The following is a 13,726-nucleotide window of genomic DNA, read 5'->3' as shown; positions in this document are numbered from 1 at the left end:
ATCCATCAGGACCGCTCTGCGATCCGTCCTGGAGGCTCGGGTGCCGGGTGGAAGATCCATCCGACGAGCTTCCGCTTCGTCGTCCCGGCGCGAGTCACTACTCTAGCAGTTCCTCGCGGCGGTTTCAACTCGGCTCGGTGTGATCCGGATCTCCGTGATCGCTGGGCGATCAGAGGCGGTTCGCACCCTCGGCCTGGAAGGCCGGGCCAGCTCGTCTTCCGCTTTCGCGTCCTCCGTGCTGACAAGGAAGACATTACGGGGCCCGCTCTCCCGGCGTCAAACCCGGTCGTTCACCCTCCGGCCACCGCCACGTATGCCCATCCCTGCAGGTCAGCGGCACAATTTCTCCTGGCGGACGCCGGTTGCGGCCTCGATGTGACCCAGGTTTGAGAGTGGGGTCACCGGACCCTGCCTCCAGCTTGCATCGTCATGCACGACGGGTGGTATGAGCAGATGCGAGGAGCCCCCGGACCGTTCGGTCCGGGGGCTCCTCCGCCGTCGATCCGCAGGGATCATCGGGCGTGTCGTCACTGAACGGGGTCGCTCAGCCGCGCAGCGTGGCCATCGCGGCGCTCTTCCGTCCCCGACGCAGAAGGAGGCGTCCGCCGGCGAGGGCCGTGAGGGACCCGAGCTCGGCGGCGAGGTCGTCGGCCGAGATCTTCTCGCCGTTGACCGACAGGCCCCCCTCGTCGGCGCTGCGACGGGCGGCGCCCTTCGAGGCCACGATGCCGGTGCCGACGAAGGCGTCGACCAGCGCGTCCGTCGGAGCGAGCGTCGCCCCGGGCAGCTCGCCCGCGATGGCGTCGATCGTCGGCCCGTCCAGCTCGCGGACGTCCCCGCGACCGAAGAGGACCGCGGCCGCGGCCTTCGCCTGATCCGTCGCCTGCTGTCCGTGGACCAGCGTCGTCAGCTCATCGGCGAGCGCCTTCTGCGCCGCCCGCTGGTGCGAGGCCTCGGCGGTCGCGGTCTCCAGCTCGGCGATCTCCTCCGCGGAGCGGAAGGTGAAGTAGCGCAGGTAGTTCACGACGTCCGCATCGGCGGCGTTCAGCCAGAACTGATGGAACGCGTAGGGGCTCGTCAGCTCCGGGTCGAGCCAGATCGCGCCGCCCTCGCTCTTGCCGAACTTGGTGCCGTCGGCCTTCGTCACCAGAGGGGTCGTCAGCGCGTGGACGTCGTGGCCCTCGACCTTGTGGATGAGGTCGACGCCCGAGAGCAGGTTGCCCCACTGATCGTTCCCGCCGTACTGGAGGGAGACGCCGTGACGGCGATGCAGCTCGAGGTAGTCCAGGCCCTGGAGGACCTGGTAGCTGAACTCGGTGTAGCTGATGCCCTCATCGCTCGAGAGCCTCCGCGCGACGGTCTCCTTCGCGAGCATCGTGCCCATGCGGTAGTGCTTGCCGATGTCCCGCAGGAAATGCAGCGCGCTCATCTCCCCGATCCAGTCGAGGTTGTTGACCATCTGCACGCCGAACTCGCCGTCCAGGTCAAGGAAGCGGGAGATCTGGTCCCGCAGCGAGCCCACCCAGCCGGCCACCACGTCCTCGTCGTTCAGGACGCGCTCGCCCGACATGCGCGGGTCGCCGATCAGACCGGTCGCCCCGCCGACCAGGGCGAAGGGCCGATGGCCCGCGAGCTGGAAGCGGCGCATCGTGAGGACCTGGGTCAGATGGCCGACGTGGAGGGATGCCGCCGTCGGGTCGAACCCGCAATAGAGGCTGATCGGTCCGTCCGCCAGAGCGCTGCCGAGCGCCTCGCGCCCGGTGGTCTGCACGACGAGCCCTCGCCAGGCGAGTTCGTCCAGGACGGTCTGCATCGATCGATGTCCTCTCGGTGGAGGCGGCCCGCACCGTGCGAGCCGCCGGAATCAGGTCGGTCGGCGCTCATTCTCCCAGACCTCGGGAGCGGACGCGATCCGATATCCCGACGACCGACGGCGCCGGACCTCCGAGGAGGTCCGGCGCCGTCGGGTGCGCGATTGCGGGGATCAGCGGTCGCGGGTGAACTCCCGCAGGGACGCGATGGTCCGCGAGACCTCGTCCTCCTGCTCTGCCACGCGGACAGGAGCGGTCCCGCCCTTGGCGTCGCGGGAGTCGATCGAGCCCTCCACCGTGAGCACCGCGCGGACGGAGGAGTCCAGGTGCTCGGAGATGTCGGCGAACTCGGCGTCCGTCAGGTCCCAGAGCTCCTTGCCCTGCTCCTCGGCGACCTTCACGCAGGCGCCCGAGATCTCGTGGGCGCTGCGGAACGGCACGCCGCGGCGCACCAGATGGTCGGCGATGTCGGTCGCGAGGGAGAAGCCCTGCGGGGCGAGCTCGGCCATCCGGTCCGTGTGGAAGACGAGCGTGGCCATCATGCCGGTGAAGGCCGGCAGCACCAGCTCGAGGGAGTCGACCTGGTCGAAGACCGGCTCCTTGTCCTCCTGCAGGTCGCGGTTGTACGCGAGCGGCAGCGCCTTCAGGGTCGCCAGCAGGCCCACCAGATCGCCGATGACGCGCCCGGCCTTGCCGCGCGCGAGCTCGGCGATGTCCGGGTTCTTCTTCTGCGGCATGATCGACGACCCCGTGGAGAAGGCGTCATCGAGCGTGATGAAGGAGAACTCCTTCGTGTTCCACAGGATGACCTCCTCCGCGAGCCGCGACAGGTCGATCGCGACCATGGCGAGGACGAAGGCGAACTCGGCGGTCAGGTCCCGCGAGGCGGTCCCGTCGATCGAGTTCCACACCGAGTCGTCGAAGCCGAGCTCGGCGGCCACGCGCTGCGGGTCGAGCCCGAGGCTCGAGCCGGCGAGCGCCCCGGACCCGTAGGGCGAGACCGCCGCGCGCCGGTCCAGGTCCTGCAGGCGCTGCACGTCCCGCAGCAGCGGCCAGGCATGCGCCAGCAGATGGTGGCTGAGCAGCAGCGGCTGCGCGTGCTGGAGATGCGTGCGCCCCGGCATGGGGACGCCGTGCACCTCGCGGGCGCGCTCGAGCAGCACCTCCACCAGATCCAGGACGTGATCGCCGATCCCCCGCGACTGGTCGCGGATGAACAGGCGGATCAGCGTCGCGATCTGGTCGTTGCGGGAGCGGCCGGCGCGGAGCTTGCCGCCGAGGTCCGCCCCGGCGCGCTCCATGAGACCGCGCTCGAGGGCCGTGTGCACGTCCTCGTCGGCCTCGTCCGCGACGAAGGCGCCGGAGGCGACGTCCGCCGCGAGGCGGTCCAGCGCCTCCTGCATGCGCACCAGCTCGTCATCGCTGAGCAGGCTCGCCGCGTGCAGCACGTTGGCGTGGGCCTTCGAGCCGCGCAGGTCGTACTGGGCGAGCCGCCAGTCGAAGTGCGTCGACTTCGACAGCGCGGCGAGCGCCGCCGCGGGGCCGGAGCCGAAGCGCCCGCCCCACAGCGCCGCGCCGCCGCCCTCCGCGGGGGCGCCGTCGGCCGGAGCGCCGGCTCCGGACGTGCTGTCGGCGCTGGTCACGCGTCGTCCTCGACGGACAGGTCCTGGCCGTTGCCGAGGGCCACGTCGCGCGCGGCGGCCTGCTTGGCGGCGAGGCCGTAGATGTCGATGAAGCCGCGGGCACTGGCCTGGTCGAAGGTGTCGCCCTCGTCGTAGGTGGCGAGGTTGAAGTCGTACAGGCCCGTCTCGGTGCGGCGCCCGGTGACGGTCGCGCGGCCGCCGTGCAGGGTCATGCGGATGTCGCCGGAGACATAGCGCTGGGTGTCCTCGATGAAGGCGTCCAGCGACTTCTTCAGCGGGGAGAACCACTGGCCGTCGTAGACCATCTCGGTCCAGCGGTCGCCGACCTGGCGCTTGAAGCGGGCCTGCTCGCGCTCGAGGGTCACGCGCTCGAGCTCCTGGTGCGCGGTGATCAGCGTCATCGCGCCGGGGGCCTCGTAGACCTCGCGCGACTTGATGCCGACGAGGCGGTCCTCGACGATGTCGATCCGGCCGATGCCCTGGGCTCCGGCGCGGCGGTTGAGCTCCTGGATCGCCTGCAGCGGGGTGACGGCGCGGCCGTCGATCGCGACCGGGACGCCCTGCTCGAAGCTGATGATGACCTCGTCGGCGACCGGCGGGAACGCCGGGTCGTCGGTGTAGTTGAAGACGTCCTTCGTCGGCTCGTTCCAGATGTCCTCGAGGAAGCCGGTCTCGATGGCGCGGCCCCACACGTTCTGGTCGATCGAGAAGGGGTTGTGCTTCGTGGTGGCGATCGGCAGGTTCTTGCGCTCCGCGTACTCGATCGCGCGGTCGCGTGTCAGCGCGAGATCGCGGACCGGAGCGATGCACTTGAGCTCGGGCGCGAGCGAGGTGATCGAGACCTCGAAGCGGACCTGGTCGTTGCCCTTGCCGGTGCAGCCGTGGGCGACGGTGGTCGCGCCGAACTTCTTCGCGGCCTTCACCAGGTGCTTGGTGATGACGGGGCGGGAGATCGCCGAGACGTTCGGGTACGCGTCCATGTACAGCGAGTTCGCCTTGAGGGCGGGCATGCAGTACTCGTTCGCGAACTCGTCGCGGGCGTCGGCGACGTACGCCTCGACGGCGCCGCAGTCGAGGGCGCGCTGGCGGATGACCTCGAGGTCCTCTCCGCCCTGGCCCACGTCGACCGCGCAGGCGATGACGTCGGCGCCGGTGGCGTCGTGGATCCAGCCGATGGCCACGGAGGTGTCGAGGCCGCCGGAGTAGGCGAGGACGATCTTTTCGGTCACGGGAATGCTCCTAGTCGGGGGTGTTCGTCGAGTCGGGGGTGTACGTCGAGTTCAGGGTGGTGCGAGGGGGAGGACGCAGGAAGCGGGAGGGCGTCGCGGCGTCCGTTCGGCTGTCGGCGGAGGCTCCGTCAGCGGGGCCCGTCGGCGAGATCGAGCAGGCGCGCGGCGAGCGCGTCCCCGCCGTCGGCGTCGCGGGCGACGAGCAGCACGGTGTCGTCCCCCGCGATCGTACCGATCACGTCGGGCAGGACCGAACGGTCGATCGCCGAGGCGAGATACGGGGCGGCGCCCGGCGGTGTCCGGACGACCACGAGGTTGCCGCTGGCGACCGCCGAGACCAGCAGGCCCTCGGCGAGGCGCGGGAGGCGTGCCTCCAGCACCTCGGCCTCGGCGGAGGTCGCCGCGCCGCGCGGGAGCGCACCCTCCGGGGGCGTGCGGTAGACCAGCCCGCCCTGGGCGCCGCGGACCTTCTCGGCCTGCAGCTCCACCAGGTCGCGGGACAGCGTCGCCTGCGTGACCTCGAAGCCCTCCTCGGCGAGCAGGCGGGCGAGCTGCGACTGCGAGCCCACCTCCTGCTGCTCGAGCAGCTCGGTGATCCGGCGCTGACGGGACGTCTTGGTCTGCGCGAGGCCCCGTCGGGGCTCGGTCACGCCCGCTCCGCCGTGCCCGACGCGGGCAGCGTCAGGGCGTGGGCGGCGGTCTTCTCGTCCGGGTGGGAGATCAGCCAGGCCATGAGCGCCTTCTGCGCGTGCAGACGGTTCTCCGCCTCGTCCCAGACGACGGACTGCGGGCCGTCGATCACGCCGGCGGTGACCTCCTTGCCGCGGTAGGCGGGGAGGCAGTGGAGGAAGATGCCGCCGGAGAGCTCCATGAGCTCCTCGGTCACGGCGAAGCGGCCGAACAGCTCGGTGCCGCGAGCGCCCTTCTCCCCCTCCTGGCCCATCGACACCCAGGTGTCGGTGATGACGGCGTCGGCTCCGGCCACCGCGGCGCGGGGATCGTCGGTGATGGTCACGGAGCCGCCGGTCGAGGACGCGATGATCTCGGCCGCGCGGACGACGGACGACGCCGGCAGGTGGCTGACGGGCGCCGCGATCCGCACGTCCATGCCGGCGGTGGCGCCGCCGAGCAGGTACGAATGGGCCATGTTGTTGGCGCCGTCGCCGAGGTACGCCATCGAGCGGCCGGCGAGCGAGGCCTCGCCGTCGCCGCCGAGCCCGCCCGTGTGCTGGGCGATCGTGACCAGGTCCGCGAGGATCTGGCAGGGGTGGAACTCGTCGGTCAGCGCGTTGATGACGGGGACGGTCGCGTGGCGGGCCATCTCCTCGATGCGGTCCTGGCCGAAGGTGCGCCACACGATCGTGGAGACCATGCGGGTGAGCACCTCGGTGGTGTCGGCGATGGACTCGCCGCGGCCGAGCTGGCTCGAGCCCGCCTCGATCACCAGCGGGCTGCCCCCGAGCTCGGTGATGCCGGTCGCGAAGGAGACCCGGGTGCGGGTCGAGGACTTGTCGAACAGGACGGCGACGGTGCGCGGGCCCGCGAACGGGCGGTGGGCGAAGCGGTCCTGCGTCATCTCGAGGGCGAGGGCGAGGACCTCCTTCTGCTCGACCGGGCTCAGGTCGTCATCGCGCAGGAAGTGACGGGGCATCTCAGGACCTCTTCTCGGGGGTGGTCTCGGCGGCGGGTGCGGCAGGTGCGGCGGCCGCCTCGGCGGCGTCGAGGAGCGCGGGCAGGGCGTCGACGAAGGTCGCGAGCTCCGCCTCGGTGATGATGAGCGGCGGAGCCAGCCGGATGGTCGACGGGTTCGCGGCGTTGACGATGAAGCCTGCGCCGAGCGCCGCCTCGACGACCTGCGGGGCGATCGGCGCGGCGAGGGCGATGCCCTGCAGCAGCCCGGCCCCGCGCACGCCGAGGATCCGCTCGTCGGACGCGGCGAGCGCGGTCACCCGCGCGGCGAGGTCCGCGCCGACCCGGCGCACATGCTCGAGCAGCCCGTCCTCGGCGATCGTGCCGAGGACCCCGAGCGCGACGGCCGCGCCGACGGGGTTCCCGCCGAAGGTGGTGCCGTGCTGCCCGGGCTGGAGGAGCGTGCGGGCGTGCTCGCCGAAGGCGATCGCGGCGCCGATCGGGAAGCCGCCGCCGAGGCCCTTGGCGAGGGTCATGACATCGGGCTGCAGGCCCGGGACGCGCTGGTGGGCGAACCACTCCCCCGTCCGGCCGACACCGGTCTGGACCTCGTCGAGGATCAGCAGGGTGCCGTGCTCGCGGGTCAGCCGCCGCAGCGCGAGGAGGTACTCGTCGGACAGCGGGATCACGCCGGCCTCGCCCTGGATCGGCTCGGCGAAGACCGCCGCGACGTCGCCCGGGGCGAGCGCCGCCGCGAGCGCGTCGACGTCCTCCGCGGGGAGGAACTCGACCCCGCCGGGGAGCGGCTCGAAGGGCGTCCGGTAGGCCTCCTTGTGGGTGAGCGCGAGCGCGCCCATCGTGCGGCCGTGGAAGGACTGCTCGAGCGCGATGATGCGCGGGCGTCCGGTGCGCCGGGCGATCTTGAAGGCGGCCTCGTTGGCCTCCGTGCCGGAGTTCGTGAAGAACACGCCGGACCCCTCGGGGGCGTCCGCGAGCTCGAGCAGCCGCTCGGCGAGCTCGATCTGCGAGGGCGTCGCGAAGAAGTTCGAGACGTGGCCGAGGGTCTCCATCTGCTTGCCGATCGCGGCGATCAGCGAAGGATGCGCGTGCCCGAGGGCGTTCACGGCGATGCCGCCGAGCAGGTCGAGATACTCGGTGCCGTCGGCGTCCCACACCCGCGTGCCCTCGCCCCGCACGAGCACGCGCTGGGGCGTGCCGAACACGCCGATCATGGAGCCGGCGTAGCGGCTCGACAGCGCCGCGGACTCAGAGGACGCAGCGGTCACAGCGGTTCCTTCAGACATAGTCGTCCCTCCTCACCATGGTGCCCACGCCCTTGGCGGTGAACACCTCGAGCAGCACCGCATGCTCGATCCGTCCGTCGATCATGGCGGCCGTGCGCACGCCCGAGTCCACCGCGTCCAGCAGCGACTCCGCCTTGGGGATCATGCCCGCGGTCAGCGCGGGCAGCATCTCCCGCAGCTCGCTCGCGGAGATCTCCGGGATCAGCGAGTCCCGGTCCGGCCAGTCGCGATACAGCCCCTCGACATCCGTGAGGACGACGAGCTTCTCCGCGTCCAGGCCCGCGGCGAGCGCCGCCGCGGCGAGGTCCGCGTTGATGTTCAGCACGGCGCCCGTCGGCTGGCCGTCCTCCCCGATCTCCGGGGCGATCGAGGAGACCACCGGGATCCGGCCCGCATCCAGCAGGTCCTGGATCGACTCGGGCCGCACCTGCGTGACGGCGCCGACGTGACCGAGGTCGACGTCCTCGCCGTCGACCGTCGTGCCGCGGCGGCGCGCCGAGAACAGGCGGGCGTCCTCGCCGGACATGCCGATCGCGTAGGGCCCGTGCTCGTTGATCAGGCCGACGAGCTCGCGCCCCACCTGGCCGACGAGCACCATCCGCACGATGTCCATCGTCTCCGCATCGGTGACGCGCAGGCCCCCGCGGAACTCGCTGTCCACCCCCACGCGCTGCAGCATCGCGTTGATCTGCGGGCCGCCGCCGTGGACGACGACGACGTGGATGCCGGCATGGCGCATGAAGACGATGTCCGCGGCGAAGGCGCGACGCAGGTCGTCGTCGATCATGGCGTTGCCGCCGTACTTGACCACGACGATCTTGCCCTGGAAGCGCTGCATCCACGGCAGCGCCTCGATGAGGACCTCCGACTTCGCATGGGCCTCCGCCTGCGCGGGCGTCAGCTCCGCGAGCGGGTTCTTCGACGAGTTCACGGTGGTCATGAGGAGTAGGCGCTGTTCTCTTCGACGTAGTCGTGGGTGAGGTCGTTGGTCCAGATGTCCGCCGTCGCGGAGCCGGCGCCGAGGTCGACCTCGATGAGGGTCTCGCGCGGGGTCATGTCGACCTCCGAGCGGTCGCGGTGGGCGCCGCCCGCACGGCACACCTCCACGCCGTTGACGGAGACCGAGAGGTCCGCGACGTCATAGGGGGCGACGGCCTCGGGCACGCAGCCGGCCGCCGCGACGATGCGCCCCCAGTTGGGGTCGTTCCCGAAGATCGCGGCCTTGACGAGGTTCGCGCGGGCGATCTCGCGGGCGACCGCGAGGGCGGCGTCCTCCGTGGTGGCCGAGGTGACCACGACGTGCACGTCGTGGCTGGCGCCCTCGGCGTCGGCGATCAGCTGCCGGGCGAGGGAGGCGCTGACCGCGCGCACGCCCTCGGCGAGCTCGGCGGCGTCGACGGCGATGCCGCTCGCCCCGGAGGCCATCAGGATCACCGTGTCGTTCGTGGACATGCAGGCGTCGGAGTCGACCCGGTCGAAGGTCGTGCGGGTCGCCTCGCGCAGCGCCGCATCGGCGGTCGCGGCATCGACGTCGGCATCCGTCGTGATCACGACGAGCATCGTCGCGAGCTGCGGGGCGAGCATGCCCGCGCCCTTGGCGATGCCGCCGACGACGACGCCCGAGGGCGTGGTGATCTGCGCGGTCTTCGGCACGGTGTCGGTCGTCATGATCGCCTGCGAGGCCGAGGCGTCCGCCTCCTCGCCCGCGGCGAGCGCCGGCACGGCCGCGTCCACGCCCGCCAGCAGCGTCTCCATCGGGAGCCGCTCGCCGATCAGACCGGTCGAGCACACCAGCACATCCTGCGAGGACAGGCCGAGGGCCGCCGCGGCGTGCTCGGCGGTCCGATGCGTGTCGGCGAAGCCGTCGGGCCCCGTGCAGGCGTTGGCGCCGCCCGAGTTCAGGACGACCGCGCGGGCGCGCCCGTCGGACACCGCCTGGCGGGACCACAGCACCGGCGCGGCCTGGACGCGGTTGGCGGTGAACACGGCGGCCGCGGTGTCGCGGGGGCCGTCGTTGACGACGAGCGCGAGGTCGCGCGCGCCGGATGCCTTGATGCCGGCGGCGAGGCCGACGGCGCGGAAGCCGCGGGGCTGGGTGATCGACATGGACGAGCTCCTCGGAGATGGGAGACGGAGGGTGGGAGACGGGGGCGACGCGCGACGTGCGCCGACGGGCGACGTCGTCGGGCGGGATCAGGGGGCGGGATCAGGGAGCGAGGGCGGTGCGGGTCAGACCCGTGCCCTCGGGCAGGCCGAGCGCAAGGTTGAGCGACTGCACGGCAGCGCCGGCGGTGCCCTTGACGAGGTTGTCGATCGCGGCGATGACGGTCGCCTGGCCGCTGCGCCGGTCCACGGTCGCCCCCAGGCGCACGGTGTTCGCGCCGAGGACCTCGCCGGTGGAGGGGAAGCGGCCCTCGGGCAGCACGGTGAGGAAGTGCTCGTCGCCGTAGTCGGCCTCGAGGGCGCCGAGCAGGTCCGCGGTGGTCGTGCCCGCGTCGACCGGGGCCGTGCAGACCGCGAGGATGCCGCGGCTCATCGGCACCAGCACGGGGGTGAAGGTGAGCCGTGCGTCGGCGGCGGCATCCTCCCCCGCAGCGCGGCGGAGGTTCTGGAGGATCTCCGGGACGTGGCGGTGGCTGCCGCCGACCGCATAGGGGGCGGCGGAGCCGGAGGCCTCGGAGAACAGCAGGTGCTGCTTCGCGGTGCGGCCGGCGCCAGAGTAGCCGACGGGCAGGACGGCGTTCAGGTGTGAGGCGTCCAGCAGGCCGGCCCGCACGAGCGGCGCGAGGGCGAGGGTCACGGCGGTCGCGTTGCATCCGGGGACGGCGATCTCGCGGGAGGCGGCGATGAGCTCGCGCTGGCGGGCGCCGTCGGCGAGCGGGAGCTCCGGCATGCCGTAGGTCCAGGTGCCCGCATGCTCGCTGCCGTAGTACTCCTGCCAGTCCTCGGCGCTCTCGAGGCGATGGTCCGCCCCGAGGTCGAGGACGAGGACGTCGGGATCCTCGGCGCGCAGCTGCGCGGAGATCTCCCCGGACTGGCCGTGCGGCAGGGCGAGGACGACGACATCGTGCCCGGCGAGGGTCTCGACGCTCGTCTCCTGCAGGATCGGGTCATGGCCCAGGTCGATGTGCGGGGCCACCTCGGAGAGGCGACGGCCTGCGCTCGAGTGCGCGGCGACGGTCGCGACCTCGACGCCCGGGTGCGCGGCGAGCAGGCGGAGGGTCTCTCCCCCGGCATAGCCGGAGGCGCCGACGACGGCGACGCGGGGTCGCGCGGCACGGGGGCTCGCGACACGAGGGCTCGCGGCGGCCCCTCCGACAGCGGTCTGCTCGGTTCCCGGGTGCTCGATGCTCATGGGAGCAAGTATATACATCCCACTGCATGATCAGCCAGTGCGGGTGCAGGAGGTCCGAGCATGCGAGCGCCCGGCCCGACGGACTCGTCGGACCGGGCGCTCGCCTGCAGTGCTCGGAGGGGATCGGGCGCGCTCAGCTGCGCACCGGCGGGCTCAGGCCCGCAGCACGCCTCCGACCGCGGACTCGACCGCCGCGATGCAGCGGGAACGGGCCGCGCCGATCTCCTCGGCGCTCAGCGTGCCGGTCGTCGAGCGCAGGCGCACGGCGAAGGCCAGCGACTTCCGACCGTCGCCGATCTGCTCGCCGACGAACACGTCGAACAGGCGGACGCTCTCGGCGAGATCGCCGATGCCGACCACGATCGCGGCCTGCACGGCCGAGGCGGGGACCGTCTCGTCGACCACGAAGGCGAAGTCCTCCTTGGCGACCGGGAAGGTCGGCACCTCACCGGCCCGGATGACCGCCGGGGCCGCCGCGATCACGGCATCGAGGTCGAGCTCGAGAGCGCTCGTGCGCGTCGGCAGCTTGTGCGCCTTCACGACCGCGGGGTGCAGCTCGCCGGCATAGCCCACGACGACGGACTCGCCGTCGGCGGAGGTCACGCGCAGCTCGCCCGCGCGCCCCGGGTGGAAGGGCGCGCGCTGGACCTGACGGATCTCGAGCTCCGCCCCGACGGCTGCGGCCGTCCGGCGGGCGAGCTCGATCGCATCGGCCCAGCCCCACGCCTCCGCGGAGCCCCACCAGGAGTCCGGGCCGGAGGCGCCGCCGACGACGGCGGCGAGGACCCGCCTCTGCTCGGGCAGGCCGTCGAGGACGGAGGCGAGCTCCTCCTCGCTGGGACGCTGCGCGGCCGAGGGCAGCGCGGAGACGCCCTGGTCGCCCCGGGACCGGGCCACGAGGCCGCGCTGGAAGACCGCGACCGCGTCCTCGCCGCGGGACAGGTTCAGCCGGGCCGTCGGCAGCAGGGTCTGCAGCAGCTCGGTGCGGATCAGCGGCTCGTCGTCCGCGAGCGGGTTCAGCAGGCGCACCGCGGCACGGCGCTCGTCGTCGGCCGCGTAACCGAGCGCGTCGAAGACGCCCTCGGCGACGAACGGGTACGAGACGACCTCGGTCAGCCCCGCCTCGGCGAGAGCCCGTGCGGCCGCACGGCGCCCGGACTGCGCCCGGGTCAGGCCGCGACCGGCCGGCGCCGCGGGCAGCAGCGACGGGATGGTCCCGTAGCCGACCAGGCGCGCGATCTCCTCCACGAGGTCCTCGCGGATCGTGAGATCGGGGCGCCAGGACGGCGGGGTCACCGCCACGACGCCGTCCTCGAGGTCGGCGAGCTCGCAGCCGATGGTCTCGAGGGCGCCGCGGACCTGGTCCTCGGTGTACGCGATGCCGACGACGCGCTCGGCGTCGGCGACGGGGAAGCGGATCGGCTCGCGCTCGGCGACCGCGCCCTCGTCCGTCCAGCGCTCGGAGATCGTGCCGCCGCCGTGCTCGACGATCAGCTCGGCCGCTCGGCGGACCGCCGCGGGCGGGAGCTGCGGGTCGACGCCGCGCTCGAAGCGCTTGGAGGCCTCCGAGGGCAGACGGTGACGGCGCGCGGTGCGGGCGATCGAGATCTGCTGGAAGGTCGCGGCCTCGAGGATGATGCTCGTGGTCGCGTCCGTGACCTCGGTGTCGGCGCCGCCCATGACGCCGGCGATGCCCAGCACGCGATCGCCGTCGGGACCGCCGCAGTCGGCGATCAGGAGGTCCTCGGGATGGAGGGTGCGCTCGACGTCGTCGAGGGTCGTGAGGGTCTCGCCGGCGCGCGCGCGGCGCACGACGATCGGCGCGACGATCTTCTCGGCGTCGTAGGCGTGCAGCGGCTGCCCGAGGTCGAGCATCACGTAGTTCGTGACGTCGACGATCAGCGAGATCGGGCGCATGCCCGCGAGGGTCAGGCGACGGGCCATCCAGCGCGGGGTCTGCGCCGTCGGATCCACGCCGCTGACCTCGAGCGCTACGAAGCGCGTGCAGCCCTCGCCGCCGCGGATCGGGGCGTCGTCGCGCAGCTGGACCGGCACCCCGGCGCCCGTCGGCGCGGGGACCGCGACGGCTGCGACCGGATCGGCGAAGGCCGCGCCCGTCGCATGCGCGTACTCGCGGGCGACGCCGCGCATCGAGAAGCAGTAGCCGCGGTCCGGGGTCACGTTGATCTCGACGACCTCGTCGCCGAGGCCCAGCAGCGCGATCGCGTCGTCGCCCGGCTCCGCCGTCAAGCCCTCGGCGTGCCCGCGGCCGATCACGATGATGCCGTCCTCGCCGGCCGGATCCGCACCCAGGTCCAGCTCCTCGCCGGAGCAGATCATGCCGTCGGACTTGTGCCCGTAGGTCTTGCGGGCGGCGATCGCGAAGTCGCCCGGCAGCACGGTGCCCGGCAGCGAGACGACGACCAGATCGCCCTCGACGAAGTTGTGGGCGCCGCAGATGATGCCGCGGCTCGGGCGCTCCTCGCCGGGCTGCGGATCCTTCGGATCGTCGAGCTCGTGGTTGTGCTCGGGGCCGACGTCGACGCGGCACCAGTTGATGGTCTTGCCGTTCTTCTGCGGCTCCTTGACCAGATCCAGCACGCGGCCGACGACGAGCGGTCCCGTCACCTGCGCGCCATGGATCGCCTCCTCCTCGAGGCCGATGCGGGAGAGGTCGGTGGCGATCTGCAGGGCGGACTGCTCCGCGTCGATCTCGACGTGCTCGCCGAGCCACGTCAGGGGAATGCGGGGCATC

General features: G+C 72.5%; 10 protein-coding genes. All 10 read right to left on the bottom strand.

The features are described from left to right. Window positions 1-544: 544 nt before the first annotated feature. Window positions 545-1,813: a tyrosine--tRNA ligase gene (tyrS, locus tag ACXET9_RS14500; RefSeq protein ID WP_457887394.1), complete on the bottom strand. Its 1,269-nt coding sequence runs from the start codon at window positions 1,811-1,813 to the stop codon at window positions 545-547. Window positions 1,814-1,984: 171 nt separating this feature from the next. Then, window positions 1,985-3,454: an argininosuccinate lyase gene (gene argH / locus ACXET9_RS14495; RefSeq protein WP_457887393.1), complete on the bottom strand. Its 1,470-nt coding sequence runs from the start codon at window positions 3,452-3,454 to the stop codon at window positions 1,985-1,987. Next, window positions 3,451-4,683, bottom strand: coding sequence for an argininosuccinate synthase (locus tag ACXET9_RS14490; protein WP_457887392.1), 1,233 nt, complete (start codon window positions 4,681-4,683; stop codon window positions 3,451-3,453). The genes argH and ACXET9_RS14490 overlap by 4 nt, the downstream gene beginning before the upstream one ends. A 128-nt stretch (window positions 4,684-4,811) precedes the next feature. Further along, complete coding sequence (locus tag ACXET9_RS14485) at window positions 4,812-5,333, bottom strand: arginine repressor (RefSeq protein ID WP_457887391.1); 522 nt, start codon at window positions 5,331-5,333, stop codon at window positions 4,812-4,814. Then, window positions 5,330-6,334 carry an ornithine carbamoyltransferase gene (gene argF, locus ACXET9_RS14480; protein WP_457887390.1) on the bottom strand — a complete coding sequence of 335 codons (1,005 nt, stop codon included), beginning with the start codon at window positions 6,332-6,334 and terminating at the stop codon, window positions 5,330-5,332. The genes ACXET9_RS14485 and argF overlap by 4 nt, the downstream gene beginning before the upstream one ends. Before the next feature lies 1 nt (window position 6,335). Further along, window positions 6,336-7,616 (bottom strand): acetylornithine transaminase, encoded by a 1,281-nt coding sequence (locus ACXET9_RS14475; protein ID WP_457887389.1) that lies wholly within the window; start codon window positions 7,614-7,616, stop codon window positions 6,336-6,338. After that, window positions 7,609-8,556, bottom strand: coding sequence for an acetylglutamate kinase (argB, locus tag ACXET9_RS14470; RefSeq protein WP_457887388.1), 948 nt, complete (start codon window positions 8,554-8,556; stop codon window positions 7,609-7,611). The genes ACXET9_RS14475 and argB overlap by 8 nt, the downstream gene beginning before the upstream one ends. Then, on the bottom strand, window positions 8,553-9,722 hold the full coding sequence (gene argJ / locus ACXET9_RS14465) for a bifunctional glutamate N-acetyltransferase/amino-acid acetyltransferase ArgJ (protein ID WP_457887387.1): 1,170 nt from the start codon (window positions 9,720-9,722) through the stop codon (window positions 8,553-8,555). The genes argB and argJ overlap by 4 nt, the downstream gene beginning before the upstream one ends. A gap of 100 nt (window positions 9,723-9,822) precedes the next feature. Further along, complete coding sequence (gene argC / locus ACXET9_RS14460) at window positions 9,823-10,971, bottom strand: N-acetyl-gamma-glutamyl-phosphate reductase (RefSeq protein ID WP_457887386.1); 1,149 nt, start codon at window positions 10,969-10,971, stop codon at window positions 9,823-9,825. Window positions 10,972-11,124: 153 nt separating this feature from the next. Further along, window positions 11,125-13,725, bottom strand: coding sequence for a phenylalanine--tRNA ligase subunit beta (pheT, locus tag ACXET9_RS14455; RefSeq protein WP_457887385.1), 2,601 nt, complete (start codon window positions 13,723-13,725; stop codon window positions 11,125-11,127). Window position 13,726: the final 1 nt, after the last annotated feature.

The sequence above is a fragment of the Brachybacterium netajii (SeqCode) genome (genome assembly GCF_054114245.1).
Note: the sequence above shows the minus strand (reverse complement) of the source record. Positions and strands in the feature narration are given on the sequence as shown.

Excerpts from the sequence above, each read along its gene's own strand:
- tyrS (WP_457887394.1), bottom strand. The coding sequence starts at position 1,813 with ATGCAGACCGTCCTGGACGAACTCGCCTGGCGAGGGCTCGTCGTGCAG.
- argC (WP_457887386.1), bottom strand. The coding sequence starts at position 10,971 with ATGAGCATCGAGCACCCGGGAACCGAGCAGACCGCTGTCGGAGGGGCC.
- ACXET9_RS14475 (WP_457887389.1), bottom strand. The coding sequence starts at position 7,616 with ATGTCTGAAGGAACCGCTGTGACCGCTGCGTCCTCTGAGTCCGCGGCG.
- argF (WP_457887390.1), bottom strand. The coding sequence starts at position 6,334 with ATGCCCCGTCACTTCCTGCGCGATGACGACCTGAGCCCGGTCGAGCAG.
- pheT (WP_457887385.1), bottom strand. The coding sequence starts at position 13,725 with ATGCCCCGCATTCCCCTGACGTGGCTCGGCGAGCACGTCGAGATCGAC.
- argB (WP_457887388.1), bottom strand. The coding sequence starts at position 8,556 with ATGACCACCGTGAACTCGTCGAAGAACCCGCTCGCGGAGCTGACGCCC.
- argJ (WP_457887387.1), bottom strand. The coding sequence starts at position 9,722 with ATGTCGATCACCCAGCCCCGCGGCTTCCGCGCCGTCGGCCTCGCCGCC.